Origin of the sequence: Blastococcus goldschmidtiae, from assembly GCF_031845325.1 — a bacterium.
GTDB lineage: Bacteria > Actinomycetota > Actinomycetes > Mycobacteriales > Geodermatophilaceae > Blastococcus > Blastococcus goldschmidtiae.
Window position 1 is genome coordinate 200,801 of the sequence record NZ_JAVREI010000002.1, and the last position, 25,014, is coordinate 225,814.

Here is a 25,014-nt window from a genome sequence, read left to right on the forward strand (position 1 = left end):
AGGATCCTCTCCATCCGCTACGACCCACCTTCTCGTCCCGGGCACGATCCAGCCACCGCGCCACTCTGCGAGGGAGTGGTGTGGACCCCTGATCGGGAAATCGTTCGGTGATGGTGTCAGGCGTGTTACCGCTGATGTACGCCGGGAGGCCTCCGGACCGCCCACGGGCATCCGGAAGAGGTACGTCCACGCTCGCAGGTGTGACGCGCGTAACCCGGGGATCGGGCCGTCGTTGTCCCGTGCGGCCTGTCCACGCCCCCTCCGGAGCTGCCCCGTGCGCCGTCTCGCCGCCGTCCTGTCGGCCCTGTTCGTCACGCTCGTGCTGGTCGCCCCACCGGCGCAGGCGCACGGCGGGAGCGGCCCGGTCCGCTACGTCGCGCTGGGCGACTCCTACAGCGCGGCGTCCGGTGTCCTGCCGCCCGACCTCACAGCCCCACCGCAGTGCCTGCGCTCGACGGCCAACTACCCGCACGTCATCGCCGCGGCCACCGGCGCCCGGCTCACCGACGTCACGTGCGGGGGAGCCGACACCGGCGACTACCTCGCCGCTCAGTACCCGGGTGTGGCGCCGCAGCTGGACGCGGTCAGCAGCGACACGCAGGTGATCACGATGACCATCGGCGGCAACGACAGCGGCGTGTTCATCGACTCGATCACCCAGTGCGGCGCAGCGGGGCTCTCCACGCTCGGCCGGGGGAGCCCGTGCCGTGACCGGTACGGCTCGTCCTTCGAGGACACCATCCGCACCACCACGTACCCGTCGCTGGTCCAGGCGCTCCGGGCGGTGCGCGCCAAGGCCCCGCGCGCCGAGGTCGCGATCCTCGGCTACCCGTCGATCCTGCCGGCCACCGGCGGGTGCTTCCCGCAGATGCCCGTCGCGGAAGGCGACGTCCCCTACCTGCGGGGCGTGCAGGCGACTCTCAACGACGCCATCCGCCGGGCGGCGAAGGCCACGGGCGTGACCTACGTGGACATGACCCGGGTGTCGGAGGGACACGACGCCTGCCAGCCGATCGGTGTCCGCTGGGTGGAGCCGGTCGTCGGAGGCACCAACCCGGTCGTCGTACACCCCAACGCCCTGGGCGAGGCCCGGATGGCGGCCCAGGCGATGAAGGCCCTGCGGCGCCTCTGACCCCCGGTTCCTCGAGCCGGCCGCTGCACCCCGGCCCCGGATCTGGCCGCCGGAGCCCGTCGCGCTGCAGGCTCCCCGGGCGGCGGGGGGGAGACCGGTTCCGGCCCTGCCGGTCGGGTGGACACGGTCCCCGGCGGGTGCCCGGCGCATGAATCGGCACGACTACCTGGTCGTTTGTCACGGATGCATAACGGTGCCTACCGTCATGCCGTCCGCCGGTCGCCACGTCCCCTCCCCGGGGAGTCCGGCGGACGCCGCTGAGTCGCCGTCGTCCACGCAGGACGCCGGCGAGCCGGGGACCCACCGCAGCACTGGGGTGAATCGCGCACCGGAGACGCATCCGTCGCGCGTAGGGCACTTCTGAGCCCGAACCCGTCAGCTAACCCGGTAAGCGGTATCGGAAGAACGGAGAGCCGCCGGATGGCGCGCCCCTGCACCGCCGCTGGACCTGCCCGCACCCACTACCGACGGCGGGTCCACCCGCACAGCTGAGCCGCGCCCCTGCTCCCCGCATGCCCGCCTGCAGGCGGGCGTGCCCGGAGCGCAGTCCCGCCGATCCCACTCGTGCAGCTCCTCACCCCGTGCCGGGGTGTCGCTGCCCCACGTCTCGGAGCACCCGCACCCATGAACGTCCGCACCACGATCTCCGGCGCCCGCCGCCGGCACTCCTCCCCGCGCCGCCGCCCAGCGGTCGGCGTGCGCACCGGCACCTACCTGGCGTCCGCCGCCGCGAGCCTCGTCCTGGCCACCGCCCTCATCGGCAGCGAGGTCGCCCCGCGCGCCGACGCGGTCGGCGCCGGTGCCGCGAGCGCCGGGCCGGCGCCCTCGGCCCCCGCCCCCTCCGGGTCGGGAAGCGTCGCCGGGCAGCTCGGGATCGGCACCACCACCGCGCCGGACGACGTGGCGGACCGGCTCGAGCCGCTCCAGGAGCTGGCGGCCAGCCGCAGCAGCCGCGAGGAGGCGGCGGCCGTCGCCGGCCTCGCGCAGGCCGCCGCCGACCAGGCCGCGCTGGACCAGCAGCGTGCCGAGGCCGACGCCGCCGCCCGGCGCGCCGCCGAGGAGGCGGCCGGGATGAAGGCGGCCGCGGCGATGGCCGCTGCCGAGGAGGCGGAGGCCGGGATGAAGGCGGCCGCGGCGATGGCCGCTGCGGAGGCGGAGGCCGGGATGGAGGCGGCCGCGGCGATGGCCGCTGCCGAGGAGGCGGAGGCCGGGATGAAGGCGGCCGCGGCGATGGCCGCTGCCGAGGAGGCGGAGGCCGAGATGAAGGCGGCCGCCGCGATGGCCGCTGCGGAGGCGGAGGCCGGGATGAAGGCGGCCGCGGCGATGGCCGCTGCGGAGGCGGAGGCCGGGATGAAGGCGGCTGCGGCCTTCGCAGCTGCCGAGGAGGCCGCCGCCGCGCGGCCGGTCGCACCTGCCGCTGCCCCGCCCGCTCCTGCTCCGGTGACGGTCGCGGCGCCTGCTCCGCGGGCGTCCGCCATGCCCACGCCTCGGGCGCCCGCCCCGCCCGCACCGCCCACGCCTCGGGCGCCCGCCCCGCCCGCACCGCCCGCGCCCCGGGCGCCCGCCCCGCTCGCGGCCGCTGTGCCGGCACCGTCGGTCGTCCCCGCAGCCGCCCCGGTTGCCGCACGCGGAGTCGCGCGGATCACCAACAACGCCGGAGCGGTCCGGCCGCAGGTGCAGGCGGCAGCGAACGCGGTGGTCAGCAACGTGCCCGGCGCCGGTTCCATCAGGCTCGGTGGCACGCGCCCCAGCGCGGCCGATCCCGGGGGGCACCCCTCCGGGCTCGCGCTGGACTACATGGTCATGTCGAACCGCGCGCTCGGGGACGCCATCACCGCCTACCACATCGCCAACTGGAACGAGCTCGGCGTGGCCTACATCATCTGGGAGCAGCGCTACCTCAGCTCACCCGGTGGCGCCTGGAAGCAGATGGCGAACCGGGGCAGCGTGACGGCCAACCACTTCGACCACGTCCACGTGAACTACCGCTGACGCCGTCCCGCCGGCCGTCGCGATGTGCGACGGCCGGCGGTGGTGGTCCGCGCCCGGACGCAGGCGCGGACAGGCGTGTCCCGCACGGACACGCCGCCGGCGATTGTCACGGATCCGTAACGGTGGGTACCGTGGCAGTGTCCGACGGTCACCACGTCCCACCAGGGGAGATCGACGGACGCCGCCGGATCGCCGTCGTCCCTCGCGGGGCGGGGGCGAGCCGCGGCCCTGCGCTCGCCCCCCGCCGCGTCCGGCTCGCCGCGGAGCCGCCGATCCCGCCGACCGCACACCCGTCGCAGCACCTCGTCGTCCCTGGTCGGACGCCGCCGCACGCACCTCCGGAGCACCCGCGCACATGCACCCCCGCACCACCGTCTCGCACCGACCGGCGCGCTCCCACCGCCGGTCGAGCTCTCACCGCCGTCCTCCGGCAGCCGTCCGCCGTCCGGGCATCTACCTGGGAGTGGCCGCCGCCGGTGCTCTCGTGGTGAACCTGGTCATCGGCGCCGGCCCCGCCGCCCAGGCGGAGGCCGTGAGCACGGAATCGGTCAGCGTGGCCCGTCAGCTTGGCCTCGAGGCCACGCCCGCTCCCGAGGACGTGACCCGCGAGCTCGAGCCGCTGGCCGAGATCGCCGCCAGCCGCAGCGCCCGTGAGGACGCCGAGGCCGCAGCACTGATGACGCAGGCCGCGGCCGATCAGGCGGTGCTCGACCAGCGGCGCGTCGAGGCGGAGGCCGCGGCCGCGGCCGCGGCCGCGGCCCAGGCGCAGGTGGAGGCCGAGGCCGAGGCCGAGGCCGCCGCACGCCGGGCCGCCGAGGAGGCGGCCGCCGCACGCCGGGCCGCCGAGGAGGCGGCCGCCGCCGAGCGTGCCGCCGAGCGTGCCGCCGAGCAGCCGACGGCTGCCGCGCGGCCCGCCCCGAAGGCACCGGCCGCCGCCGTGGCTCAGGCCGCCGGCTCGGTGGCCGCCACCGTCCGCGCCCGGATCAGGAACACCGCCGGCGCCATCAACCCCCGGGCCCAGGCGGCGGCCGACGCCGTCGTCAGCAACGTCCCGGGAGCGGGCTCCATCGCGCTCGGAGGCACGCGCGCCAGCGCCGCCGACCCCGGCGGCCACCCGTCCGGTCTCGCGGTGGACTACATGGTGATGACGAACGCGGCCCTCGGCGACGCGATCGCGGCCTACCACGTGGCCCACTGGAACGAGCTGGGCGTGGACTACGTCATCTGGCAGCAGCGGATGCTCAGCTCGCCAGGCGGTTCCTGGAAACAGATGGAGAACCGCGGCGGCGTGACGGCGAACCACTTCGACCACGTCCACGTGAACTACCGCTGACGCCTGCCGCGTCGGCGGGGGCCGACCCGCGCCGGGCGCGTCCGGCGCCGGCACTAGTGTCGACGGCCCCGGGCGACCACTGATCCACCCCGGTCACCCTGATCCCGGAACCCCACCTGGAGGAACCAGCCGTGTCCACGACCGGTCGCGGACGAGGGAGCGGCGAGGGGGAATCGCCCCTGGCGCCACCCATCCCGTCCTTCGCCTCGCTGCGCGCGCCGCGCCGCAGCCATCCGGCCATGGACGTGCTGGCGCCACCGCCGGCCGCACCGCAGCTCCCGCTCCCGCCGGTGCCGCCGCCCGTGCGAGAGCGGCCCGTGGCGCCCGCGCCCCGGCCGGCCGAGTGGCCGGACCTGCTGCGGTTGGGGGTGCGGGTGGCCTCGGTCGCCCTGCGCCTGCCGGGCGTGCTGCTGTGCGAGCCCGCGCGGCGGCTGCGGCGACTCGTGGGGGAGTAGCGCCGCAGCCGCCAGCCGCCAGCCGCCAGCCGCAGCCGCAGCCGCAGCCGCAGCGGTCAGCCGCGGACGCGGAGGAGGACCTTGCCCGCTGCGCGGCGCTCGTCGAGCTCGGTGACGGCCGCGACGACGTCCTCCAGCGGGTGCACGGTGCCCAGGACCGGGTCCAGCGCGCCGCTCTCGAGCAGCGGGTAGAGCTCCTGCCACTGCTCCTTCGGGAAGTCGCGGGCGCTGGTGGACCAGAACGCGCCCCAACCCACGCCGACGACGGAGACGTTGTTGAGCAGCAGCCGGTTGACCTTCACCGTCGGGATCTCCCCGCCGGTGAAGCCGAGCACCAGGATGCGGCCCTCGCGACCGAGGCTGCGCAGCGAGTCGGTGAACCGGTCGCCACCGACCGGGTCGACCACGACGTCGACGCCGCGCCCACCGGTCAGCTCCTTGACCGCGTCCCGGAAGCCGTCGGAGGGCACGATCTCGTCGGCGCCGGCGGCCCGGGCCACCTCGCCCTTGGCGTCGCTGGAGACGACGGCGAACACGCGGGCGCCGTAGGCCTTCGCCAGCTGGACGGCCGCCGTCCCCAGACCGCCGGCCGCGCCGTGCACCAGCACGGTCTCGCCCTCGCGGAGCTGACCGCGGCGGCGCAGCGCGAAGTGCATCGTCAGGTAGTTCATCGGCAGGGCGGCGCCGTGGGCGAAGCTCGTGCCGTCCGGCAGCGCGAACACCATGGACGGCGCCGCGGCGACCACCTCGGCGAACCCACCCAGGGACGGGAACGCCGCCACCCGCTGCCCGGCGGTGAAGCCGCTGCCCTCGGGGGCGGAGCGCACGACGCCGGCCACCTCGCTGCCCGGGATGAACGGCAGCGGCGGCTTCATCTGGTACTCGCCGCGGCTCTGCAGGACCTCCGGGTACGTGACGCCGGCAGCGTGCACCTCGATGAGGACCTTGTCCCCGGCCTCTGGCTCGGGGACGTCGACGACCTGGATGGCCCCAGGGCCGTCGAGGGTGGAGATCTGGGCGGCGCGCACGGGTCCTCCTGAGGTCGGTGTTCGGTCCACCCGAGCTTGTCAGACGGCCGTGCCCGGCCCGAGCCCCGGCCCGGGGCTCAGGCCCTGGCCGGCGTCTCCTCGGCCTCGATCGCGGCGTTCCACTCCTGCTTGGTGGTCTGCCAGCCGTCCTCGGTGTCCCCCCGCCGCCAGTAGCCGGAGATCGACGTCCACTCGGGAGCCAGGCCGTAGAGCCCGCGCAGGTGCCGGCGCAGCTCGCGGACGGCGTAGGCCTCGCCGTGCACGAACAGGTGCCCTCGGCCGGCCGGCAGCTCGGCAGCACGGACCGCGGCCACCAGTGCCTCGCCGGGTGCGGCATCCCCGCGGTGCAGCCAGCGCAGCTCGCTCCCCGGGGGCACAGCCACGTCGGTCAGCTCCTCCACGGGGCCGGCCACCTCGACGAAGGCCAGTGCCCGCGCGCCGGCGGGCAGCCCCTCGAGGGCCGCCGCGATGGCCGGCAGGGCGGACTCGTCGCCGGCGAGCAGGTGCCAGTCGGCGTCCGGCCGTGGGCGGTAGGCGCCGCCGGGGCCGAGGAACTGGATCCGGTCGCCGGGGCGGGCGGCCGCGGCCCAGGGCCCCGCCACGCCCGCGTCGCCGTGGTGCACGAAGTCGATGGTGAGCTCACCGGAGGCGGCGTCCCAGGCGCGCACGGTGTAGGTGCGGATGACCGGCCACTGCTTCGGCGGCAGCTGCCCGCGCAGCTCGTCGATGTCGTAGGGGGCCTGGTAGGACGCGCCGGCCGGCGGGAACTGCAGCTTCACGTAGTGGTCGGTGAACTCGCCGGCCGGGAAGCCGGCCAGCCCCTCGCCGCCGAGCACGACGCGGACCAGGTGCGGCGTGATGCGCGAGGTCCGCAGCACCTCGGCGACCCGGGCCGTCCGCCTGCGGGGCGGGCGGCCGTCGGGGCCACCCCGTCGTGTTTCGGTCATGCCTGCTCCTCCGGAACGGTTCCAGGGGGCGGGACGGCCGTGCTCGGCGCGAGGTCGGGTGCCCCCTCGGCCGAACCCTAGCCCGGCACGAAGCGGCGTGGTTAGGGTGCCCTCACCTAGGGACGGTGGCCTGCAGCACCGCCTCGGTCAGCGCCTGGGTGCGGAAATGGGTGAACTGCTGGTACTCCGGGTCGGCCACCATCCGGCTGAACGCCTCGCGCGAGGGGTAGCGGACCAGCAGTACTGCGTCCCACTCCTGCCCGGGCTCTGCGACCAGCGCGGTCGACCCGTCACCGGCGTAGAGCACCTCGGCGCCGTAGCGGGCGAGGAAGGTCGTCCGCAGCGCCGAGGAGTACTTCTCGTAGGTCTCCCTGCCCCCGTCCGCGTAGCGCAGCAGGTTGAGCATCACGACGGGTCCGCCCGGGTCGTCCTGCAGGTAGCGCTTGAGGTCCGAGCCACGGGGATCGACAGCCATGCCGCACGGTAACCGGTCTCCGGCACCGGAGATCGGGTCAGGTCTGCTGCAGCTGCTGCCGGAGCGTCTGGACGACGTAGACGACGGCGAGCACGAAGAACGCGCCGCCGACGACCGCCCGCACCTGGTCGTCGCTCAACCCGGAGCGCCGCGCGACCGGGCTCGCCACGGCGTCGGCGACCTTCGCGCGCCAGCCCTGCAGGCCGGCCTTTCCCATCGAGATGGCATCCATGGTCACGCCCTACCCCGGCGGCGCCGTCATCAGCCCTCGGTCGGGCGATCGGCCGATGTCCGCAGCGCCGGCGCACCCGTCGGCGACACTGCCGGGGTGAACCGGATCGTCCTCGTGCGCCGCGGCGAGCACGTCGAGGTCGAGCAGCCCGCGGGCGCCCTCCGGCTGCCGGCCGGCGAGCTGCCGGCCTTCGTGGCCGACCGGGAGACGGCCGGACCGGTGCGCTGGGTCTGGGACGACACCACCCGCTGGTACCCGGCCCTGCTGGCGCACGGCGTCCGCGTCGCCCGGTGCACCGACCTGCGGTTGTGCCACGCGGTGCTGCGGCGGTCCCCGTTCGTCGACCAGGGGCTGCTCGCGGCCGGCTCGACCGCGGGCTGGGACGCGCTGCAGCCGGTCACCGCCGTCGACTCCGCGCTCTTCCCCCTCGCGGACCCCGCCGACCTGCTCGACCCGGTCGCCGAGCACGACAGGCAGCAGGCGGCGCTGGCCGCCTCGGCGGAGCGGGGCCGGCTGGGCCTCCTGCTCGCGGCCGAGTCCTCGGGCGCGCTCGTCGCGGCCGAGATGACGCACGCGGGTCTGCCGTGGCGGGCCGACGTCCACGACCGCTTGCTCACCGAGCTGCTCGGCCCGCGGCCGGCCGGTGCACAGCGGCCGGTGGTGCTGGAGCGGCTGGTCGCCGAGGTGCGGACCGCGCTGGGCGCGCCGGGACTCAACCCCGATTCGCCGGGTGATCTGCTGCGCGCCCTCACCGCGGCCGGACTGCCGGTGACCGACACCCGTTCGTGGACGCTCGAGCAGCTGGAGCACCCGGCGATGCCGGCGCTGCGGGAGTACCGCAAGCTCGCCCGGCTGATGACGGCCAACGGCTGGGCGTGGTTGGACACGTGGGTGCGCGAGGGCCGGTTCCGCTCCTACTTCGTGCCCGGCGGAGTGGTCACCGGCCGGTGGGCGTCCAACGGTGGGGGAGCGCTGTCGATGCCCGCGCAGGTGCGGCCGGCCGCGATCGCCGACGAGGGGTGGCGCTTCGTCGTCGCCGACGTCGCCCAGCTCGAGCCGCGGGTGCTGGCCGGCATGAGCCGCGACGCGGCGATGGCCGACGCCGCCCGGGGCACCGATCTGTACCAGGGCATCGTCGGAGCCGGAGTGGTCGCGACGCGCGCCGAGGCCAAGGTCGGGATGCTGGGCGCGCTCTACGGCGCCACCCGCGGCGAGAGCGGGCGCATGATGCCGCGGCTGACCCAGCGGTACCCGCGAGCCATCGGCCTCGTCGAGGATGCCGCACGGGCGGGGGAGCGCGGCGAGGTGGTGCGCACGCTGCTCGGCCGCGGCTCGCCCCTCCCGACCGCCGGCTGGGCCGAGCGCTCCGCCGACCTGGGGGAGGCGCCCGACGAGAGCGGGCCGCGGGAGGACCGTGACCGGCAGCGCCGCGCCTGGGGCCGGTTCACCCGCAACTTCGTCGTCCAGGGCACCGCGGCGGAGTGGGCGCTGTGCTGGCTGGCCGACCTGCGCAACCGGCTCTGGACGCTGGGGGAGGGCGCGCTGCACGAGCGGCCGCACCTGGTCTTCTTCCTGCACGACGAGGTCGTCGTGCACACCCCCGCGCACCTGGCCGACGACGTCGGCGAGGCGGTGCGGCAGGCCGCGGCCCGGGCGGGCCGGCTGCTGTTCGGCGAGTTCCCGATCGACTTCCCGCTGGACGTCGACGTCGTCCGGTCCTGGGCCGACGCCGCCTGAGCCAGGGCGGTGCGCGGTCACCGCCCATGCCGTGGTGGAGTGTCGGTGCCCGGCCCCGCCGGACACGACGGCGGGCCGAGAGGACTGGGGATGACCGACCTGCAGGCGGTGGACCTGCTACCCGAGGGGGTCGGCCTCGCCACGCTGCTGCTCGTGCTGCTGGCCGGGCTGACCGCGGGGTTCATCGACGCCGTCGTCGGCGGCGGCGGTCTCGTGCAGCTGCCGGCCCTGCTGCTGGTCCCGGGCATCAGCCCCGTGGAGGCGCTGGCGACCAACAAGCTGGGCTCGATCTTCGGCACGACGACCAGCGCGGTCACCTACTACCGCCGCGTGCACCCCGACCTGCGCACCGCCCTGCCGATGGCGGGGATCGCGTTGGTCGGCAGCTTCTGCGGCGCGTCGATCGCCGCCCTGCTGCCGGCCAGCGTCTTCAAGCCGGTCATCGTCGTCGCCCTGGTCGGCATCGGGGCGTTCACGCTGCTCCGGCCGGCGCTGGGCAACGTCACCGCGCTGCGGCACACCGGCCGCCGGCACCACGGGACGGCGGCCGTCATCGGGGTGTCCATCGGCTTCTACGACGGCATCCTGGGCCCCGGCACCGGGTCGTTCCTGGTCTTCGCCATGGTCTCGCTGCTGGGCTACGCGTTCCTCCAGGCCAGCGCGAAGGCGAAGATCGTCAACTGCGCCACCAACCTGGGCGCGCTGCTCTTCTTCGTGCCGCACGGTGCCGTGTACTGGGGCCTCGGGCTGGCGCTGGGCGCGGCGAACATGGCCGGCGGCTACCTCGGGGCACGCACCGCGGCCGCCCGGGGCAGCGGCTTCATCCGCGTCGCGTTCCTCGTCGTCGTCAGCGTGCTGATCGTGCGCCTGGGCTGGGACGTCTGGACGGAGAACATCCGGCCGCGGCTGGAGTGACCGGCCCCGGGACGTGCCGGGCTACCGCGAGCCGCCCACGACGACGTTCCACTCCCGGATCGTCCAGGCGGTGACGAGGCCCTGGACCACGTACGGGTCCTGCTCGGCGAACCGCTCCACCACCTCGCGCGGCGCCGTCCAGACCAGCAGGGCCCGGTCGAAGGGGTCGGGCAGGGCGCCGGCGAGCAGCAACTCGCCCCGCTCGTGCGCCGCACGGGCCAGGTCGAGGTGCTCCTCGCGCAGGGCGCCGCGGCGCTCGAGGTAGTCCGGGGCGAGGGCGTACTCCAGGAGCAGGTGCATCGCGCCATCGTCCCGCACCGCCGGGCGCCGCCCGGCGGGTCAGCCCCGGCGGGAGCGCCCGCGCGGTCCGCCCTGGCGGCCACCGAGCGCGCGACCGGCGGCCCGTCCGGCCGCGCGCTGACCACCGGGGCGGCGGTCGCGCTGCCCGGCGGGGCGGCCGGCGGGAGCGCTGCAGGGACGGCAGGTGGTGAACCAGGGTGCGATCGCCGAGCCGCAGCCGGTGCACGTGCCCGACCGGCCCAGGGCGATCGCGTCGGGGAGCAGCTCGGTGATCATCTCCGCGCACTCCTCCTCGACCCAGGCGGCGTCGTCGCTGTCCAGCCCGCCCACACCGGGGAACTGGCGCAGCAGGGTCTGGGCGTCGCGGGCCGCGGCGGCCGCCTGCTCGTACTCCTCGACCGTGCCGCCGCGGGGCACGTCGGGGAGCACGGTCTCCGGCTGCACGGGCAGGCCAACGGCGTGCTCCAGGGCCGCACGGGCCAGCACCAGCCAGCGGGTGCGCCGCGGCGGGTTGTAGTCGATGGCCAGGTTGACCAGCCGCCAGACCGTCTCCAGGTCGCCGGCCGCCCCGAGCGGTCCGCGCAGCAGCGGGAGTAGGGCGTGCACCCGCAGCACGAGGCTGGTGACGTCGTCGGCGGTCATGGCCTGGTCGCGGGTGGCGGCGCGCGCCCACGCCATCCAGCGCACCAGCGCCTCCGGCAGGTCGACGGCCTCCATCGCGCCGAGGTCCTCGAGCTCCGGCCGCAGCCGCGGCGCGCGCTTGGGCAGGTCGCTCATCTCGTCGCCGCGGGCCACCGCGGCGCCGTTCGCGACGAGCGCGCCGACGGGCTTGAGCCCGCTGACGCCGATCAGGATGCCGACGGAGCCGTGACCGGTCAGCCCGTAGCGGCCGGCCCGCCCGGCGATCTGGGCGGCCTCCCAGGTGCGCAGCGGGCGCACCTCCTGGCCGTCGAACTTGGACGTCTCGGCGAACAGCACGGTGGTGGCGGGGACGTTGATGCCGTGGCCGATGACGTCGGTGGTGACCAGCACGTCGAGCTCGCCGTCGGTGAACCGCTGGATCACCTCACGACGGGTGGCCGGGGGCAGGGCGCCGTAGAGGACGCCGACCTTGCCCGGCCGGTGCTGGTCCAGCTCGGCCGCCGCCGCGTACACGGCCTTGCGGGAGAAGGCGACGACGAGGGTCTGCGGGCGGACGGCGTCGGCCCGGACCGGAGCGCGCAGCACGTCGAGCCGCGACAGCCGCTTGTGGTTGACGACCTCGACGTGCTCGGCGTCGGAGACCAGCGGCTTGAGCACCAGATAGGCCTCCGCGGCCGCGATCAGGTGCATCGTCCGGTACTCGCCGGTGAGCAGCAGCCGCGCCCAGTGGTGGCCGCGGTCGGGGTCGGTCACCCAGTGGGCCTCGTCGAGGACCAGCATCTCGCCGCGGGGCGGTGCCTTCTCGACGGTGCAGCAGACGATGGGCGCGAAGGGGTCGATCTCCTCCTCGCCGGTCGAGAGGCCGACCGTGCCCTCGGGCAGGACGGCGGAGAGCTTCTCGTAGGCCTCGTGCGCCAGCTGGCGCAGCGGTGCGGCGTAGACCCCGGAGCCGGCCGCGGCCAGCGCCTGCAGCGACTCGTAGGTCTTGCCGGAGTTGGTGGGGCCGAGGTGGAAGACGACGTCCTCGGGCCGGGTGGTGCGGACCGGCAGCGCGGGCTCGGCGCCCTCGACCCAGCTCTGCTGCGCCAGCTTCTCGGCGCGGGCGGCCACGCGGTCGGCGTCGCGGGCCGCGGTCTGGCGGCCTTCGGAGCGCTCGCGGCGGCGGGCCGTCTGCGGCAGGGGAGTGGAGCGGATCTCGGTCAAGCAGTGTCCTTCGGAAGGCTTCGTCTGGAGGCGGGGTCGACGCCGTCGCAGGCGGACCGTCGCAGGGAGCAACAGCGGAACAGGCGCGTTCATGCCCGGGGCCGGGCGTCCCCGGCCCTCGCGGACGGCGTCCATTGTCCACTGCGGGGTGCCGCGAGCTGCGCAGCACCCGTTCCTCGGCGGGGTCGCGCCGCGCTCAGCGGGGCTCCACGACCTCGGACTCACCGGGGACCCCGCGTGCCACCTCGACCGGTTGCCCGCCGGAGCGGGGCCGGACGCGGTAGGAGCGGAACTCCACCGGCAGCCCGGACGCGCGCGAGGCGTCGGCATCGTCCATGACCTGCAGGTGCACGTGCGGCTGGGTGGAGTTGCCCGAGTTGCCGCACGCCCCCAGCTGCTCACCCTCGGCCACGCGGCGGCCCGGTGCCACGGTCACCGACCCGCGCCGGAGGTGGGCGAGCAGCACGAACCCGCCGCCGTCGGCGAGCTCGAGGACGACGTGGTTGCCCGCGATGGCGGCCGGCCCGCCGCGGATCCGGCCGGCCTGCGTGAGCGCGTAGGGCACCAGGGCGAGCTGCGACCGGCGGGCCTCGTGGTCGGCCTCGCCGTCCAGCACCGACACCACGGTGCCCGCGGCCGGCGCCAGGACCGGCTGCCCGAAGGCGACGAACAGCTCGGGCGGCTCGGTGCCCAGCAGCGTCCGCCAGCTCCGCGTGGCGGCGGTCCGCCGGCCCTCGACGGCGACGAAGTCGATCGCGTACGTGGTGGCGAACAGCTCAGTGCCGTCCCTCCGGCGTGCCGGGCTGTTGCGCACCAGCCAGGTCCCGCGGAACGGCAGGGCGAGCGACACGGCCCCGGGGAAGGACATGCCGGCCTCCTGCCGTGTCCGCGGGTCCTCAGGGCTGGACCAGGATCCGGATGGGGTTGCCGTCGCGCTCGTGCAGCCGGCGGATGCCCTCGCCGACGTCCTCCAGGGAGACCACGCCGCTGATCGAGCGGGAGAGGTCGAGCCGGCCGCTGGCCACCAGCTCCGCGAGGATCGCGATGTCGGTGCCCTGGTAGCCGAGGTGGCCCAGTGCCTGCTTCCGCGAGAGGCCGAAGCCGAGCGTGTTCCCGACGCTCACCTCCTCGCCGCTGAGCCCGACGACCACGACCCGGCCACCGTTGGCCAGCATCGCCAGCCCCTGCTCGAAGGTCGCCTTCACGCCCACGGCGTCGAAGGCGACGTCGAGCATGCGGCCCTTCGTCGCCTCGGCGATCTTCGCGGCGAGGTCCGGGTCCCGGGAGTCGAAGGCGAAGTCGGCCCCGATCTCCAGGGCACGCTCGCGGACGGGCTCCTCGAGGTCGAGGGCGATGATCGGGTTGGCGCCCACCAGCCGGGCCAGCTGCACGATGTGCGTGCCCACCCCGCCCACGCCCCAGACGCCGACCGCCTCGCCGATGCGCACCTGCCCGGTGTGCACGACCGCACCGAAGGGGGTGGACACCGCGTCGGCCAGGATCGCGGCCTGGTCCATGGGCACGCCGTCGGGCACCTGGGTGAGGCCGAAGGCGCCGGCGACGGTGTACTCGGCCCAGGCGCCGTCGTAGGCGAAGGCCATCAGCTGGATGTTCAGGCACTGGCCGATCGGTCCGCGCAGGCAGTTCGCGCACGTGCCGCACGGGCGCCCGGCGGCGGGGATGACGCGGTCACCGACCGACCAGCCGGTCACGCCTTCGCCGAGGGCGGCGATCGTGCCGGAGGCCTCGTGCCCCTGAGTGATGACGTCGGGGGTGCCCAGGCCGCCGAACACGCCGTCGATCAGGCTGAGGTCGGAGTGGCAGATGCCGCAGTAGGCGACCTTGATCAGGACCTGGCCCGGACCGGGCTCGGGGATCGGGACATCCTCGACCGCCCACTGGCCCGTGGCCTTGTAGAACCGCTGCGCGCGCATCGTTCCGGTCATGGAGCACTGCCTCCTGTCGGCGGGGACCGCCGGATCGTCCGGGTACGTCCACCGAGCCGGTGACGTCGGTCGCACTCCGGCGACCGTATCGTCGCGGCGGCGATCCGACACCGACCAGGGAGAACCAGTGCAGCGCGAGCCCGGGGCCGACCCAGCAGAGTCCGAGCCGTCGGTCCTCGACGTCCTCGACCTCGAGGAGATCGACCGCGATCTCTACCGGAGCACGCTGGTCTTCGCCGACCCGTTCCCGCTCTACGGCGGTCAGGTCGCCGCCCAGGCGCTGCTGGCCGCCGGGCTGACCGTCGGGGAGGGGCGCCTGCCGCACTCGCTGCACGGCTACTTCCTGCGCAGCGGCGACGCCGCCCGGCCGACGATCTTCCGGGTCGAGCGGGACCGCGACGGCGGCTCGTTCTCCGCCCGGCGGGTGGTCGCGGTGCAGGGGGGCGAGGTCATCTTCAGCATGGCGGCCTCCTTCCACGCAGGGGGCGTGGGGCCGGACATCCCGGTCCAGGAGATGGCCGACGTCGACGGGCCCGACGGGCTGAAGAGCTACGGCATGCCGCGGCTGTTCACCATGGAGAGCCGCCGGCCCGGCCAGGCGGACCCGGGCTGGCGGCTGCCGACCCGCTTCTGGGCGCGGACGACGGTGCCGCTGCCCGAGGACCACCTCGTGCACGCCTGCGTGCTCACGTACCTGTCCGACATCGGCACCGGCCTGGCCAACATGCCGCAGGACGAAGCGAGCCCAGGGCCCACCCTCGATCACGCGGTGTGGTTCCACCGGCACGCGCCGCTGGACGAGTGGGTGCTCATGGACATGGCGCCGGGCACGGTCTCGGGTGGACGCGGCTGGTACACCGGTGCGATCTTCACCGCCGGCGGCACGCTCGCCGCCAGTTTCACGCAGGAGACGCTCTTCCGGGCGGGCAAGAACCCCTTCCGTCCGGGCAGCTGACCACCGCGCCTCCAGGAGGCCTCGTGCCCGACATCTCGATCCCCGGCGCCGAGAGCGCACCGGAGCTGCGGGCGTACCTCGCCGTACCGCCGACGGGGGAAGGCCCCTGGCCGGCGGTCGTCGTCGTGCACGAGGCGCTCGGGCTCAACGACGACACCCGGCAGCAGGCCGACCGGCTGGCCGCCGCCGGCTACCTCGCGGTGGCGCCCGACCTCTTCACCGCCGGTGGGGCGCTCCGGTGCCTGCGCTCGACCTTCCGCGCCATGCTGCAGGGGCAGGGGGCGGCCTTCGGTGACCTGGAGGCGGCCCGCCGGTGGCTGATCGAGCGGCCCGACAGCACCGGGCGGGTCGGCGTCCTCGGCTTCTGCATGGGCGGCGGCTTCGCGCTGCTGGCCGCCACCCGGGGCTTCGACGCTGCCGCTCCCAACTACGGCGCCCTGCCGAAGAACGCCGAACAGGTCCTCCAAGGGGCCTGCCCGGTGGTGGCCAGCTACGGCAAGCGGGACCGGATGTTCCGGGGCGCCGCGGACCAGCTGGAGGGCGTGCTCACCCGGCTCGGGGTGGACCACGACGTGAAGGAGTACCCGGACGCCGGTCACTCCTTCATGAACCGGCACGACCTGGGCCCCTTCGGCGTGCTGGAGAAGGTGACCGGCTTCGACTACCACCACCCCTCCGCCGAGGACGCGTGGGCGCGGATCCTGCGGTTCTTCGGCGAGCACCTGCGGGCCGGGCAGCCGGCGTCACCGGCCTAGCCGGCCTAGCCGGTCGCGTCGTCGCGGAGGGGCGGCATGCTGTCGGCGACGACGGCGCCGCGCTCACCGGGCGGGCGGTCGGGCCCCACGGTGGAGTCCTGGGCGGTCTGGCGCTCGCTCTCGGCGTTCACCGTGGCGCCGACGATGACGAGGAAGACGCTCAGCCACAGCCAGAACATGCTGATGGCGACCCCGCCGAGCGAGCCGTAGGTGGTCTCGTAGGAGCCCAGGCCCTGCACGTAGGCGAACAGGGCGACCGACGTGGCCAGCCACAACCCGGTGGCGACCGCGGCACCGACGCTGATCCAGCGCCAGCGCGCCTGGGTGCGGTCGGGAGCGACGCGGTAGAGGACGGCCAGGAGCAGCGCCAGCAGCAGCGCCAGGGTCAGCCACATCAGCGCGGGCGCGAGCGGGCGCACCGGATCGGGCAGGCGGCCCAGCTGCCGGGACAGGGCACCGCCGCCGGCGATGAGCGCGCCGAGGACCAGCGCGCCGCCGAGCACGAACGTGACGGCCAGCCCGGTCCGGCGGAGGAAGCCCCGTGTCTCGGTCTCGGAGTAGGCCAGCGTCAGCGCGTCGATCAGGTAGGTGGCGGCGGTGGTGGCGGTGACGAGCGCGGCCAGCAGCCCGGTGACCCCGCGCCAGGTGAGCACCTGCGCCGACGCCGTCGTGATGGTGGTCAGCTGCTCGGCGACGAGCGGTTCGAGCTCGGGCGGCAGCACCTCGGCGACCGACGACAGCTGGTCGAGCGCCTGCTCGGGGGAGTTGAGCGCCCCGTAGACCGACAGCGCCGTCACCATCAGCGGGGCGATGGACAGGATCGCGAAGAAGGAGACGGCCGCGGCCAGCGCCATGAGGCGGTCGTCGAGGACGTGCCTCGCGGCCCGGTGCAGCACCTGGAGCCAGCCCCGCGGCGGGATCCGGTGCGGGGCACGCGCGTCGTGCCCGTGACCGCGTGCGACACCTCTCGGGCCGGCCCGTGCCGGCAACGCTCCCGCCATGCCTCCTTACTGCCCGCCCGGCTGCGCTGCCACGCCGAGCGGGCGGCCCGGCTCGCGGTCGGCCGGCATCTGCGGTCCCTGCTTGACTGGACCCGTTCCCGCGCCGGGCCCGCCGCGGGAGAGCCTCCGGAGGGACGGTCCATGCACCTCGGCGTCGACAGCTTCGTCTCGGCGGTGACCGATCCGGCCTCGGGCCGCCTCATCGGGGCCGAGGAGCGGATGGAGCACCTGCTCGAGGAGATCGAGCTGGCGGACCGGGTGGGGCTCTACTCGTTCGGCATCGGCGAGCACCACCGCAGCGAGTACTACGACTCGGCTCCGCCGGTGATCCTGGCCGCGGCCGCCGCGCGCACCTCCCGCATCCGCCTGGGCAGCGCGGTGGCCGTGCTGAGCGCCGCCGACCCGGTGCGCGTCTTCCAGCAGTTCGCCACGCTGGACCTGATCTCCAAGGGGCGCATCGACCTCGTCGTCGGCCGCGGGTCCTTCACCGAGGCGTTCCCGCTGTTCGGGCTGAGCCTGGCCGACTACGACGAGCTGTTCGCCGAGAAGCTTGACCTGCTGCTGCGGATCCGCGAGTCCGAGCACGTCACCTGGTCGGGCCGGCACCGCCCGCCGCTGACGGGCCAGGGCGTCTACCCCCGGCCGCTGCAGGACCCGCTGCCGATCTGGGTGGGTGTCGGTGGCACCCCGGAGTCCTTCGTGCGCGCGGGCCTGCTCGGCCTGCCGCTGATGGTGGCGATCATCGGCGGGCAGCCCCGCCAGTTCGCGCCGCTGGTCGACCTCTACCGCCGTGCCGGCGCGCAGGCCGGGCACTCGCCGGAGACGCTGCAGGTGGGGTTGCACGTCTTCGGCTTCGTCGCGGAGAGCACGCAGGCGGCGGCCGACACCATCTACCCCGGCTGGCACGAGATGTTCGAGAAGGTGTCGCGCGAGCGCGGGTTCTCCCCGCCGAGCCGCGCGCAGTTCGATGCGACGAGTGGACCGGACGGAGCGTTCTTCATGGGTGATCCCGACACGGTGGCGGAGAAGCTGGTCCGGATCTCGGGGCAGCTGGGCGGCGTGGACCGCATCTCGCTGCAGATGACCAATCCGCGGCTGGCGCACGACGACCTGCTGCGCGGCATCGAGCTGCTGGGCACCGAGGCCGCCCCGCGCGTGGCGGCGTCGGCATGACCGCGGCGCGGGAGTGGACGCTCGACGGGCACGCGGGGCGGCTGGCCGGCCGGACCTGGACGGGTGGGTCGCCCAGCCACGTGGTCCTGCTGGCGCACGGGTACGGCGAGCACACCGGGCGGTACGAGCACGTGGCCGCGGCCCTGGTCGACGCCGGCGCCGTCGTGACCGCCGTCGACCACGTCGGACACGGGAAGAGCGAGGGCGACCGGGTGGTCGTCGCCGACTTCGAGCGGGTCGTCGACGACCTGCACGCCGTCGACGAGCAGGCCCGGGCGCAGCACCCCGGCCTGCCGGTGGTGCTGATCGGGCACTCGATGGGCGGGCTGATCGCGGCGCGCTACGCGCAGCGCCACGGGGGCTCGCTGGCCGCGGTGGTGCTCTCCGGACCGCTGGTCGGCGAGTGGGGCGGGGCCGCGTTGCTGGACCTGCCGGAGATGCCCGACACCCCGCTGGACAGCACGACGCTGTCCCGGGACCCCGAGGTGGGCCGGGCCTACGAGGCCGACCCGCTGGTCTGGCACGGGCCGTTCCAGCGCCCGACCATCGAGGCGATCGCCCGGGCGCTGTTGAGGGTGCAGGACGGCCCGTCGCTGGGTGCGCTGCCGCTGATGTGGGCCCACGGCGAGGGCGACCGCCTCGTGCCGATGGCCGGCAGCCGCAGCGGCGTGGAGCACCTGCGGGGGGAGCACTACGTCGAGAAGATCTACCCCGGCGCACAGCACGAGATCTTCAACGAGACCAACCGCGACGAGGTCCTCGCCGACGTCGTCGCCTTCATCCGGAACGCGCTGCGCCGGTAACTCCGGGCCTGGCCTAGCGTGCCGGCATGGGGATGCCGGAGTCGCTCAGCACCGAGCGGCTCGTCCTGCGGCTCCTGTGCCCCGATGACCTCGATGCGGTGCACGCGCTCTTCTCGCGCCCGGGCCGCACGGTCGGCGGCGGGCCGGTGCACGACCCCGCGGACACCCTGACCTGGCTCGAGCGGAGGGTGGAGCGGCATCGCGCGCAGGGGCTGGCCTGGTACGGCATCCGGGCACCGGAGGGCGGCGCCCTCCTCGGCAGCTGCGGTGTCTTCACCGGCAACCGGTGCGGTGACGAACCGGAGATCGGCTACGAGCTGGACGAACGCCACCGCGGGCGAGGCATCGCCCGCGAGGCGGCCCGGCGGGTCACCGACGCGGCGCACGAGGCCGGGCACCGGCGCGTGTGGGCGACGATCCGCCCGTCGAACGGAGCATCGAGCCGGCTCGCGCAGTCCATCGGGTACCGCTGGGCGCGGCAGGACACCGACGACACGGGTCCCCTCGACTTCTACGTCAGCGCCGGTCCCGACCGTGCGCTGACGGGTCAGGACGCCGCAGCCGGACACATCCAGCAAGGTGGTGCCCATGGCTGAACCCAGCGTGCTCGCCGTCTTCGCGCATCCGGACGACGAGTCCCTCTCCGCCGGCGGACTGCTGGCCCGGGCCTCCGCTGCCGGCGCGCGGACCGCGGTGGTCACGGCCACCTGGGCCGAGGACTCGGTGCGCGCGCCGGAACTGGCCGAGGCGCTCCGGATCCTCGGCGCTGGGGACCCGCGCCTGCTCGGCTACGCCGACGCGCTAGTCCCCGAGTCCGCGCCGGGGAGCCCCCGCCTCCTCGACGCGCCCCTGGACGACGTCGTCCGGCGGCTGGTGGCGCACATCCGGGAGTTCCGGCCCGACATCGTGGTGACCCACGACGCCTACGGCGGGATGACCGGCCACGCGGACCACCTGCTCACGTACCGGGCCACCGTGCTCGCCGCCCAGGCGGCCGGGCTCGAGCAGCTGTACCCGGACGCCGGCGCGCCGTGGGAGCCGAGCGCCCTGTACCTGGCCACCCACCCGGACTCCGTCGTGCCGGCGCTGCGCGAGCTCATCGGCGCCCGACGGGCCGTCTACAGCGTTCCGGACGAGCAGATCACCGAACGCCTCGACGTCACCCCCTGGCTGGAGGCGAAGATCGCGGCGATCCTGGCGCACCGGAGCGAGGTGGCCAGAGGCGCCGTGCCCGGGCTGGTCGCCGCGCTGCCTCCGGAGACCCGCGGCTCGATGCTCGCCACGGAGTGGTTCATCCGGTGCACTCCGGGCCCGGCGGCGACGGCCGAGATCGTGCGGTAGCGCGCGAGGTCAGGACGCGAGCAGGGCGCGGACCACGTCGATGGTGTCCGCCTCGGCGGGGGTCTTGTCCGGCCGGTAGCGCAGCACGCGGGCGAACCGCAGGGCGACACCACCGGGGTAGCGCGTGCTGCGCTGCGCGCCGTCCACGGCGATCTCGACGACGAGCTCGGGTCGCAGCAGGACGCCCCAGTCCGGGCGCTCCCGGGCCAGCTCCGGGAAGGTCGCCGTCTGCCACGCCAGCAGTTCGTCGGTCATCCCCTTGAACGTCTTGCCCACCATGACCGGCTCGCCGCCGTCGGCGTCGCGGGCGCCGAGGTGGATGTTCGACAGCGACCCGGTGCGGCGGCCGTAGCCCCACTCGGCGCCGAGGACGACCAGGTCGAGGGTGTGCACCGGCTTGACCTTCTGCCACGCCCTGCCGCGCCGGCCCGCCGCGTAGGGGGCGTCCAGCGCCTTGACCACGACGCCCTCGTGCCCACCGGCCAGCGCGTCGTCCAGCACCCGCGCGGCCTGCCCGGGGTCGGGCCGGCGGACGCCGGGCATCCGCAGCGGGGCGTGCGCGTCGCCGGCGAGCAGCTCCGCCAGGGCGTCGAGGCGCACCCGCAGCGGCTCGTCGAGCAGGTCGCGCCCGTCGAGGTGCAGGAGGTCGAAGAAGAAGGGGCTGAGCAGGACGCCCTCGTCCGCCGCGTCGCTGCCGAACCGGCTCATCCTGTCCTGGAAGGCGCGCGGCCGGCCGTCGTCGTCCAGCGCTAGCGTCTCGCCGTCCAGGACGGCGCTGCGGCAGGGGAGCGACCGCACCAGCGTGACCAGCTCGGGGACGCCGTCGGTGATCTCGCGCAGGGTCCGGGTCCAGACGCGCACGTCGTCGCCGTCCCGGTGCACCTGGATGCGGGCACCGTCGAGCTTGAACTCGACCGTGACGTCGCTGCCGAGGTCGGCCAGCGCTCCGTCCAGCGACGAGCCGGGGCCGGCCAGCATGGGCCGCACCGGCCGCCCCACCTGCAGCCTCGCCGCGTCCAGCGCCGCGGTGCCACCGGACAGCGCCGTGGCGGCGGTCTCGGGCAGCCGGCCCGAGAGCATGAAGGCCCGGCGCACCGAGCCCGATGGGACGTCGGCTGCCGCGGCGACGGCGTCGAGCACCACGCCTTCCAGCGCCCCCTGGCGGAGCTCGCCGGTGAGAAGGGCGACGAGGAAGCGGTGCTCCTCCTCGGTCGCGGCCGAGAACAGCCCGGTCAGGACGGCGTCGCGGCGCGCTGTCGACCCCGGACCCGACGTCGTCGCCAGCTCGGTGAGCGCCACGACCACCGCGTCGACGGTCAGCGAGGGCTCCGCCGCGGGCGCGCCCGTCCGCGGCGCGAGCGTGCGCCAGCCCACGCCCAGCCGGCCCTGGCCGGTGTCGCCCGACAGCCAGGCGGTGACCGGCTGGACCTCCTCGGCGCCGGCCCGGCGCAGCAGGTCCGCGATGGCGGCGGCCTTGGCGGTGCGCGACCGGGTGGCGGCGACCTGGGCGGACGCGGCGACGACCTCGGCGAGGAGCACGGGTCCATCGTGGCAGCCGCTACCGACGGCCGGCGTGCGCGGACGGCGTCCGGCCCGGTAAGCATGCGTGCATGACCGACAGCGCACGCGACCTCGACCTCGTCGTCTTCGGGGCGACCGGCTTCGTGGGGAAGCTGCTCGCCGCCTACCTCGCCGAGCACGCCCCCGCGGGCGTGCGCATCGCCCTCGCCGGGCGGTCGCGTGCGCGCCTGGAGGACGCCCGGGCGGCCCTGCCGGCGGCGGCTGCGGGGTGGCCGCTGATCGAGGCCGACGCGTCCGACCCGGCCTCGATGGCAGAGCTGGCCCGCGGCACCCGCGTCGTCGTCACCACCGTCGGCCCCTACGCCCGCTACGGCATGCCGCTGGTCGAGGCGTGCGCCGCGGCCGGCACCCACTACGCCGACCTCACCGGTGAGGTGCTGTTCGTGCGGAACGCGATCGACCGGGTGGACGACGTCGCGCGCGGCACCGGCGCCCGCATCGTGCACGCCTGCGGCTACGACTCGATCCCCTCGGACCTGAGCGCGTTCCTCCTCGCCGATCAGGCCCGCGCGGACGGTGCCGGAGGGCTCCGCGACGTGCAACTGGTGGCGACCCTCCGCGGCGGCTTCAGCGGCGGCACGATCGACTCGATGCGCGCGCAGATCGAGGCGCTGAAGGAGGACCCGTCGCGGCGCCGCGTCGTCAGCGACCCGTACGCCCTGAGCCCGGATCGGGCGGCCGAGCCGGAGACCCGGCAGCCGCGCGACGCCGGGATGCCCGAGCGCTCGTCGGACGGGCGGTGGACCGCCGCGTTCGTGATGGCGTCGTTCAACACCCGCATCGTCCGGCGCAGCAACGCGCTGCAGGACTGGGCCTACGGCCGGGAGTTCAGCTACGGCGAGGCCATGGGCGCGGGCAGCGGGCCGCGCGGGGCCGTGACGGCGGCGATCGTCACCGCCGGCCTGGTCGGCGCGGTGTCCGCCATGAGCTTCGGGCCCACCCGCGGGTTGCTCGACCGCGTGCTGCCCGCGCCGGGGACCGGACCCAGCGAGGAGGTGCGGGAGAAGGGGTGGTTCCGCATGGACGTCGAGGCGACGACCGAGAGCGGTCGCCGCTACACCGCCGTCGCCGCCGGCAAGGGCGACCCGGGCTACGCCGCGACCGCGGTGATGCTGGGCGAGTCCGCGCTCGCCCTGGTCCTGGACGGCGACCGGCTGCCCGACCGCGCCGGCTCGCTCACGCCCGCCACCGCGTTCGGCGACGTCCTCGTCGAGCGGCTGCGCGCCGCCGGGCACACCTACGAGGTCACGGCCGTCTGAGCAGCACTGGAGGTTCCCAGGCAGCGGACGGAATTCCGGCAGGTCCGGCCAGGAACGGCTCGCGCGCTTTTGTCGGAGCCGGTCGGTCCGGCGGCGAGGCGCATGCGGCGTCGCCCCTCCGGGGCGGCGCCGCCCGAGACGCGCATCAGCGGCGTCTTCCGCAACTTGCCGCTGCGCGCACCCACGGTGGTGAGCAGGACGACGGCGCGGCGGCCGCGCAGGCCCTGGCCGGTCCGCTGGAGGTGCTCGACCTCCTCGCGCATCCACGGCACCGTGCTGGGTTCGTCCTCCCCGAGCAGTGCCACCCCTGCAGTCTCCCAGACCTGCGGCCGGCTGCGGACGCGTCGGCACGGCATCGTGCGGCGACGACCGGCACGGCCGGGCACGGGTGAGCGTCAGGCAGGCGGCTGCTGCAGCGAGACGAGTTGCTCTACCGGTCAGGCGAGGAGTCCGGTGAGGCACGGGCACCTACCGGCGAGCTCGCGTTCCCTACGGCTCAGCCTGAGCGTGCGAGGACCTGACCGTGGGCCGTGCTGGGGAAGATCAGGATCTCGGTGCCATCGGGGCGCCAGGTGCGCCATCGCCCGTCGGGTTGTCGCTCCACCCGGAACCCGTGGTGGACCTTGGTGTGGTGCCTTTCGCACAGCAGCGCTGAGTTCTCCAGCGAGGTGTCGCCGTCATGGGCGAGCCACTCGAGCGCGTGATGGACGTCGCACCAGTGGCTGGGGGCGTCGCACCCGGTGAACACGCAGGTGCGGTCGCGGATCTCCACCGCGCGGCGGAGGTGCGGGGGCACGACGCGGTGGGTGCGGCCGAGGTCCAGCAGCTGCCCGTCGGGGCCCATCACCACGCGGCTGACGACGCTGTCACAGGCCAGCCAGCGCGCGCGGGCCGCGGAGATCAGCGCCCCGAACCCGGTGCGCCCGGCACCGGCGCCCGGGTGCGGGTCGACCAGGTCGTCCAGGTCGATGACGACCGCGACATGCGGCTTCACCGTCCGCATCGTCGGCAGATCCCCGGAGGCGAGCGCGTTGTCGGCCAGTTGGACCAGGGCGTCGCCGCCCTGCTGGGTGCGGGTGCGGGTGTCCCCGGCGGGGCGGTTGGCCTGTCGGATCGATTCGACCGCGGCGTGGAACTTCTCCCCGCCCACGGCATCGAGGGTTCCGTGGAAGGACACCGACCCGTCGGTGTGCCGGGTGATCGTCAGCGACCGCTGCTCGGTGGGGTCGGGTTCGGGGCCGTCGGGGTCGAGGCGGTCAAGGTAGTGCCCCACGGCCTGGCGCAGGTCGGCGTGCGGCGCTGTCATCGCCGCCCGGGTCAGGGCCGCGTCGATCTCGGCGACGTCGACGCACTGCGCGTCGGCGGCGGCGAGCGTGTCCGGGGCGGCGATCGGCGCGATCGCGTTCACCGCCTCCGCCGAGACCGCACCCGCGGCGGCTGCGGCGGCCAGCACCGGTAGCTGCTCCAGCGCCCGCCCGGCGCGCACCAGCCGGTTCGACTCGGCCTGGGAGAGCCGGTGGTGCCCGCGCAGCCAGGAGGCCATCGAGGCCTTGCCGTCGTGCTCCGGCGCCTGGGTCAACTCACCCTCGCGCACGGTGCGCGCCAGCTCGGCGTCCAGCCGGTTCCGCGCCACCACCAGCGACCCGGTGCGCTCGAGCATCGCCGGCCCGAACGACGACTTCAGGTCCTGCCCGGCCAGCGCCTCCAGCGCACCAGCCAGGCACGCCAGCGGAGTCGCACAGTCGGTCGAACACATGTACGAATCTTAGCGTCCGGTAGCACGCTGTACCAGTCGAATCCCCAGCTCAG

25 protein-coding genes and 1 riboswitch are annotated in these 25,014 nt (G+C 75.2%); of the genes, 13 read left to right on the forward strand and 12 right to left on the reverse strand.

Annotated features, from left to right (window positions below; genetic code table 11):
• The first annotated feature begins 274 nt into the window (after positions 1-274).
• The 4 genes from RM425_RS05700 (at position 275) to RM425_RS05715 (ending at position 4,912) form a co-directional block, all read left to right on the forward strand.
• Entirely contained in the window at positions 275-1,132 is an 858-nt protein-coding gene (locus RM425_RS05700) for an SGNH/GDSL hydrolase family protein (protein WP_311344214.1), read from the forward strand.
• 245 nt (positions 1,133-1,377) lie between these two features.
• Positions 1,378-1,541, forward strand: a riboswitch (cyclic di-AMP (ydaO/yuaA leader).
• Between the two features lie 215 nt (positions 1,542-1,756).
• Positions 1,757-3,124, forward strand: coding sequence for a hypothetical protein (locus RM425_RS05705; RefSeq protein WP_311344215.1), 1,368 nt, complete (start codon positions 1,757-1,759; stop codon positions 3,122-3,124).
• A gap of 355 nt (positions 3,125-3,479) precedes the next feature.
• The gene (locus RM425_RS05710) at positions 3,480-4,457 is read left to right on the forward strand and encodes a hypothetical protein (RefSeq protein WP_311344216.1); all 978 of its coding nucleotides are present in this window, start codon (positions 3,480-3,482) and stop codon (positions 4,455-4,457) included.
• 131 nt (positions 4,458-4,588) lie between these two features.
• Positions 4,589-4,912 carry a hypothetical protein gene (locus RM425_RS05715; RefSeq protein WP_311344217.1) on the forward strand — a complete coding sequence of 108 codons (324 nt, stop codon included), beginning with the start codon at positions 4,589-4,591 and terminating at the stop codon, positions 4,910-4,912.
• A gap of 56 nt (positions 4,913-4,968) precedes the next feature.
• Here the strand turns inward: RM425_RS05715 and RM425_RS05720 are convergent, their stop codons facing one another.
• From RM425_RS05720 to RM425_RS05735, 4 genes are all read right to left on the reverse strand, one after another.
• Complete coding sequence (locus RM425_RS05720) at positions 4,969-5,940, reverse strand: NADPH:quinone oxidoreductase family protein (RefSeq protein ID WP_311344218.1); 972 nt, start codon at positions 5,938-5,940, stop codon at positions 4,969-4,971.
• A gap of 77 nt (positions 5,941-6,017) precedes the next feature.
• Positions 6,018-6,887 carry a siderophore-interacting protein gene (locus tag RM425_RS05725; RefSeq protein ID WP_311344219.1) on the reverse strand — a complete coding sequence of 290 codons (870 nt, stop codon included), beginning with the start codon at positions 6,885-6,887 and terminating at the stop codon, positions 6,018-6,020.
• 112 nt (positions 6,888-6,999) lie between these two features.
• Complete coding sequence (locus tag RM425_RS05730; RefSeq protein WP_311344220.1) at positions 7,000-7,362, reverse strand: DUF1330 domain-containing protein; 363 nt, start codon at positions 7,360-7,362, stop codon at positions 7,000-7,002.
• A gap of 37 nt (positions 7,363-7,399) precedes the next feature.
• Complete coding sequence (locus RM425_RS05735; RefSeq protein ID WP_311344221.1) at positions 7,400-7,594, reverse strand: hypothetical protein; 195 nt, start codon at positions 7,592-7,594, stop codon at positions 7,400-7,402.
• Between the two features lie 96 nt (positions 7,595-7,690).
• Between RM425_RS05735 and RM425_RS05740 the strand changes: the two genes are divergently transcribed.
• Together RM425_RS05740 and RM425_RS05745 are read left to right on the forward strand one after the other, a co-directional pair.
• The gene (locus RM425_RS05740) at positions 7,691-9,331 is read left to right on the forward strand and encodes a bifunctional 3'-5' exonuclease/DNA polymerase (protein ID WP_311344222.1); all 1,641 of its coding nucleotides are present in this window, start codon (positions 7,691-7,693) and stop codon (positions 9,329-9,331) included.
• Positions 9,332-9,421: 90 nt separating this feature from the next.
• Positions 9,422-10,246: a sulfite exporter TauE/SafE family protein gene (locus RM425_RS05745; protein WP_311344223.1), complete on the forward strand. Its 825-nt coding sequence runs from the start codon at positions 9,422-9,424 to the stop codon at positions 10,244-10,246.
• 21 nt (positions 10,247-10,267) lie between these two features.
• Here the strand turns inward: RM425_RS05745 and RM425_RS05750 are convergent, their stop codons facing one another.
• From RM425_RS05750 to RM425_RS05765, 4 genes are all read right to left on the reverse strand, one after another.
• Positions 10,268-10,546 carry a YciI-like protein gene (locus tag RM425_RS05750; protein ID WP_311344224.1) on the reverse strand — a complete coding sequence of 93 codons (279 nt, stop codon included), beginning with the start codon at positions 10,544-10,546 and terminating at the stop codon, positions 10,268-10,270.
• Between the two features lie 39 nt (positions 10,547-10,585).
• Complete coding sequence (locus RM425_RS05755) at positions 10,586-12,391, reverse strand: helicase-related protein (protein ID WP_311344225.1); 1,806 nt, start codon at positions 12,389-12,391, stop codon at positions 10,586-10,588.
• A gap of 196 nt (positions 12,392-12,587) precedes the next feature.
• A complete protein-coding gene (locus RM425_RS05760; RefSeq protein WP_311344226.1) occupies positions 12,588-13,259 on the reverse strand; it encodes a M23 family metallopeptidase in 672 nt (223 codons plus the stop codon).
• 28 nt (positions 13,260-13,287) lie between these two features.
• Positions 13,288-14,337 (reverse strand): zinc-binding dehydrogenase, encoded by a 1,050-nt coding sequence (locus RM425_RS05765; protein WP_311344227.1) that lies wholly within the window; start codon positions 14,335-14,337, stop codon positions 13,288-13,290.
• Positions 14,338-14,464: 127 nt separating this feature from the next.
• Between RM425_RS05765 and RM425_RS05770 the strand changes: the two genes are divergently transcribed.
• Positions 14,465-15,292: an acyl-CoA thioesterase gene (locus tag RM425_RS05770; RefSeq protein WP_311344228.1), complete on the forward strand. Its 828-nt coding sequence runs from the start codon at positions 14,465-14,467 to the stop codon at positions 15,290-15,292.
• A gap of 23 nt (positions 15,293-15,315) precedes the next feature.
• On the forward strand, positions 15,316-16,047 hold the full coding sequence (locus RM425_RS05775; protein WP_311344229.1) for a dienelactone hydrolase family protein: 732 nt from the start codon (positions 15,316-15,318) through the stop codon (positions 16,045-16,047).
• Between the two features lie 5 nt (positions 16,048-16,052).
• Here the strand turns inward: RM425_RS05775 and RM425_RS05780 are convergent, their stop codons facing one another.
• Positions 16,053-17,048: a YihY/virulence factor BrkB family protein gene (locus RM425_RS05780; RefSeq protein WP_311344230.1), complete on the reverse strand. Its 996-nt coding sequence runs from the start codon at positions 17,046-17,048 to the stop codon at positions 16,053-16,055.
• Between the two features lie 141 nt (positions 17,049-17,189).
• Here RM425_RS05780 and RM425_RS05785 point away from each other — a divergent pair, with 141 nt between their 5' ends.
• From RM425_RS05785 to RM425_RS05800, 4 genes are read left to right on the forward strand one after another with little or no spacing between them, the layout of a single operon-like run.
• Positions 17,190-18,221, forward strand: coding sequence for an LLM class flavin-dependent oxidoreductase (locus RM425_RS05785; RefSeq protein ID WP_311344231.1), 1,032 nt, complete (start codon positions 17,190-17,192; stop codon positions 18,219-18,221).
• On the forward strand, positions 18,218-19,024 hold the full coding sequence (locus RM425_RS05790) for an alpha/beta hydrolase (protein ID WP_311344232.1): 807 nt from the start codon (positions 18,218-18,220) through the stop codon (positions 19,022-19,024). Before RM425_RS05785 ends, RM425_RS05790 begins: the two co-directional genes overlap by 4 nt.
• A 26-nt stretch (positions 19,025-19,050) precedes the next feature.
• Positions 19,051-19,620 carry a GNAT family N-acetyltransferase gene (locus tag RM425_RS05795; protein ID WP_311344233.1) on the forward strand — a complete coding sequence of 190 codons (570 nt, stop codon included), beginning with the start codon at positions 19,051-19,053 and terminating at the stop codon, positions 19,618-19,620.
• Positions 19,613-20,365: a PIG-L deacetylase family protein gene (locus RM425_RS05800; RefSeq protein ID WP_311344234.1), complete on the forward strand. Its 753-nt coding sequence runs from the start codon at positions 19,613-19,615 to the stop codon at positions 20,363-20,365. Before RM425_RS05795 ends, RM425_RS05800 begins: the two co-directional genes overlap by 8 nt.
• Positions 20,366-20,374: 9 nt before the next feature.
• Here RM425_RS05800 and RM425_RS05805 read toward each other — a convergent pair whose 3' ends face one another.
• Positions 20,375-21,904, reverse strand: a complete 1,530-nt coding sequence (locus RM425_RS05805) for an ATP-dependent DNA ligase (RefSeq protein ID WP_311344235.1) — start codon at positions 21,902-21,904, stop codon at positions 20,375-20,377.
• 71 nt (positions 21,905-21,975) lie between these two features.
• Between RM425_RS05805 and RM425_RS05810 the strand changes: the two genes are divergently transcribed.
• Entirely contained in the window at positions 21,976-23,205 is a 1,230-nt protein-coding gene (locus tag RM425_RS05810; protein WP_311344236.1) for a saccharopine dehydrogenase family protein, read from the forward strand.
• On the opposite strand, the gene RM425_RS05815 is transcribed toward RM425_RS05810, so the two are convergent.
• Entirely contained in the window at positions 23,184-23,510 is a 327-nt protein-coding gene (locus RM425_RS05815; protein WP_311344237.1) for a nitroreductase/quinone reductase family protein, read from the reverse strand. The two genes, RM425_RS05810 and RM425_RS05815, sit on opposite strands and share 22 nt — an antisense overlap.
• Positions 23,511-23,701: 191 nt before the next feature.
• A complete protein-coding gene (locus RM425_RS05820) occupies positions 23,702-24,961 on the reverse strand; it encodes an HNH endonuclease (protein WP_311344238.1) in 1,260 nt (419 codons plus the stop codon).
• Between the last annotated feature and the right edge of the window lie 53 nt (positions 24,962-25,014).

Coding starts and splice junctions, on each gene's coding strand:
- RM425_RS05705 (WP_311344215.1), top strand. CDS start 1,757: ATGAACGTCCGCACCACGATCTCCGGCGCCCGCCGCCGGCACTCCTCC.
- RM425_RS05710 (WP_311344216.1), top strand. CDS start 3,480: ATGCACCCCCGCACCACCGTCTCGCACCGACCGGCGCGCTCCCACCGC.
- RM425_RS05725 (WP_311344219.1), bottom strand. CDS start 6,887: ATGACCGAAACACGACGGGGTGGCCCCGACGGCCGCCCGCCCCGCAGG.
- RM425_RS05730 (WP_311344220.1), bottom strand. CDS start 7,362: ATGGCTGTCGATCCCCGTGGCTCGGACCTCAAGCGCTACCTGCAGGAC.
- RM425_RS05735 (WP_311344221.1), bottom strand. CDS start 7,594: ATGGATGCCATCTCGATGGGAAAGGCCGGCCTGCAGGGCTGGCGCGCG.
- RM425_RS05745 (WP_311344223.1), top strand. CDS start 9,422: ATGACCGACCTGCAGGCGGTGGACCTGCTACCCGAGGGGGTCGGCCTC.
- RM425_RS05750 (WP_311344224.1), bottom strand. CDS start 10,546: ATGCACCTGCTCCTGGAGTACGCCCTCGCCCCGGACTACCTCGAGCGC.
- RM425_RS05760 (WP_311344226.1), bottom strand. CDS start 13,259: ATGTCCTTCCCCGGGGCCGTGTCGCTCGCCCTGCCGTTCCGCGGGACC.
- RM425_RS05765 (WP_311344227.1), bottom strand. CDS start 14,337: ATGACCGGAACGATGCGCGCGCAGCGGTTCTACAAGGCCACGGGCCAG.
- RM425_RS05780 (WP_311344230.1), bottom strand. CDS start 17,048: ATGGCGGGAGCGTTGCCGGCACGGGCCGGCCCGAGAGGTGTCGCACGC.
- RM425_RS05785 (WP_311344231.1), top strand. CDS start 17,190: ATGCACCTCGGCGTCGACAGCTTCGTCTCGGCGGTGACCGATCCGGCC.
- RM425_RS05790 (WP_311344232.1), top strand. CDS start 18,218: ATGACCGCGGCGCGGGAGTGGACGCTCGACGGGCACGCGGGGCGGCTG.
- RM425_RS05795 (WP_311344233.1), top strand. CDS start 19,051: ATGGGGATGCCGGAGTCGCTCAGCACCGAGCGGCTCGTCCTGCGGCTC.
- RM425_RS05800 (WP_311344234.1), top strand. CDS start 19,613: ATGGCTGAACCCAGCGTGCTCGCCGTCTTCGCGCATCCGGACGACGAG.
- RM425_RS05810 (WP_311344236.1), top strand. CDS start 21,976: ATGACCGACAGCGCACGCGACCTCGACCTCGTCGTCTTCGGGGCGACC.
- RM425_RS05820 (WP_311344238.1), bottom strand. CDS start 24,961: ATGTGTTCGACCGACTGTGCGACTCCGCTGGCGTGCCTGGCTGGTGCG.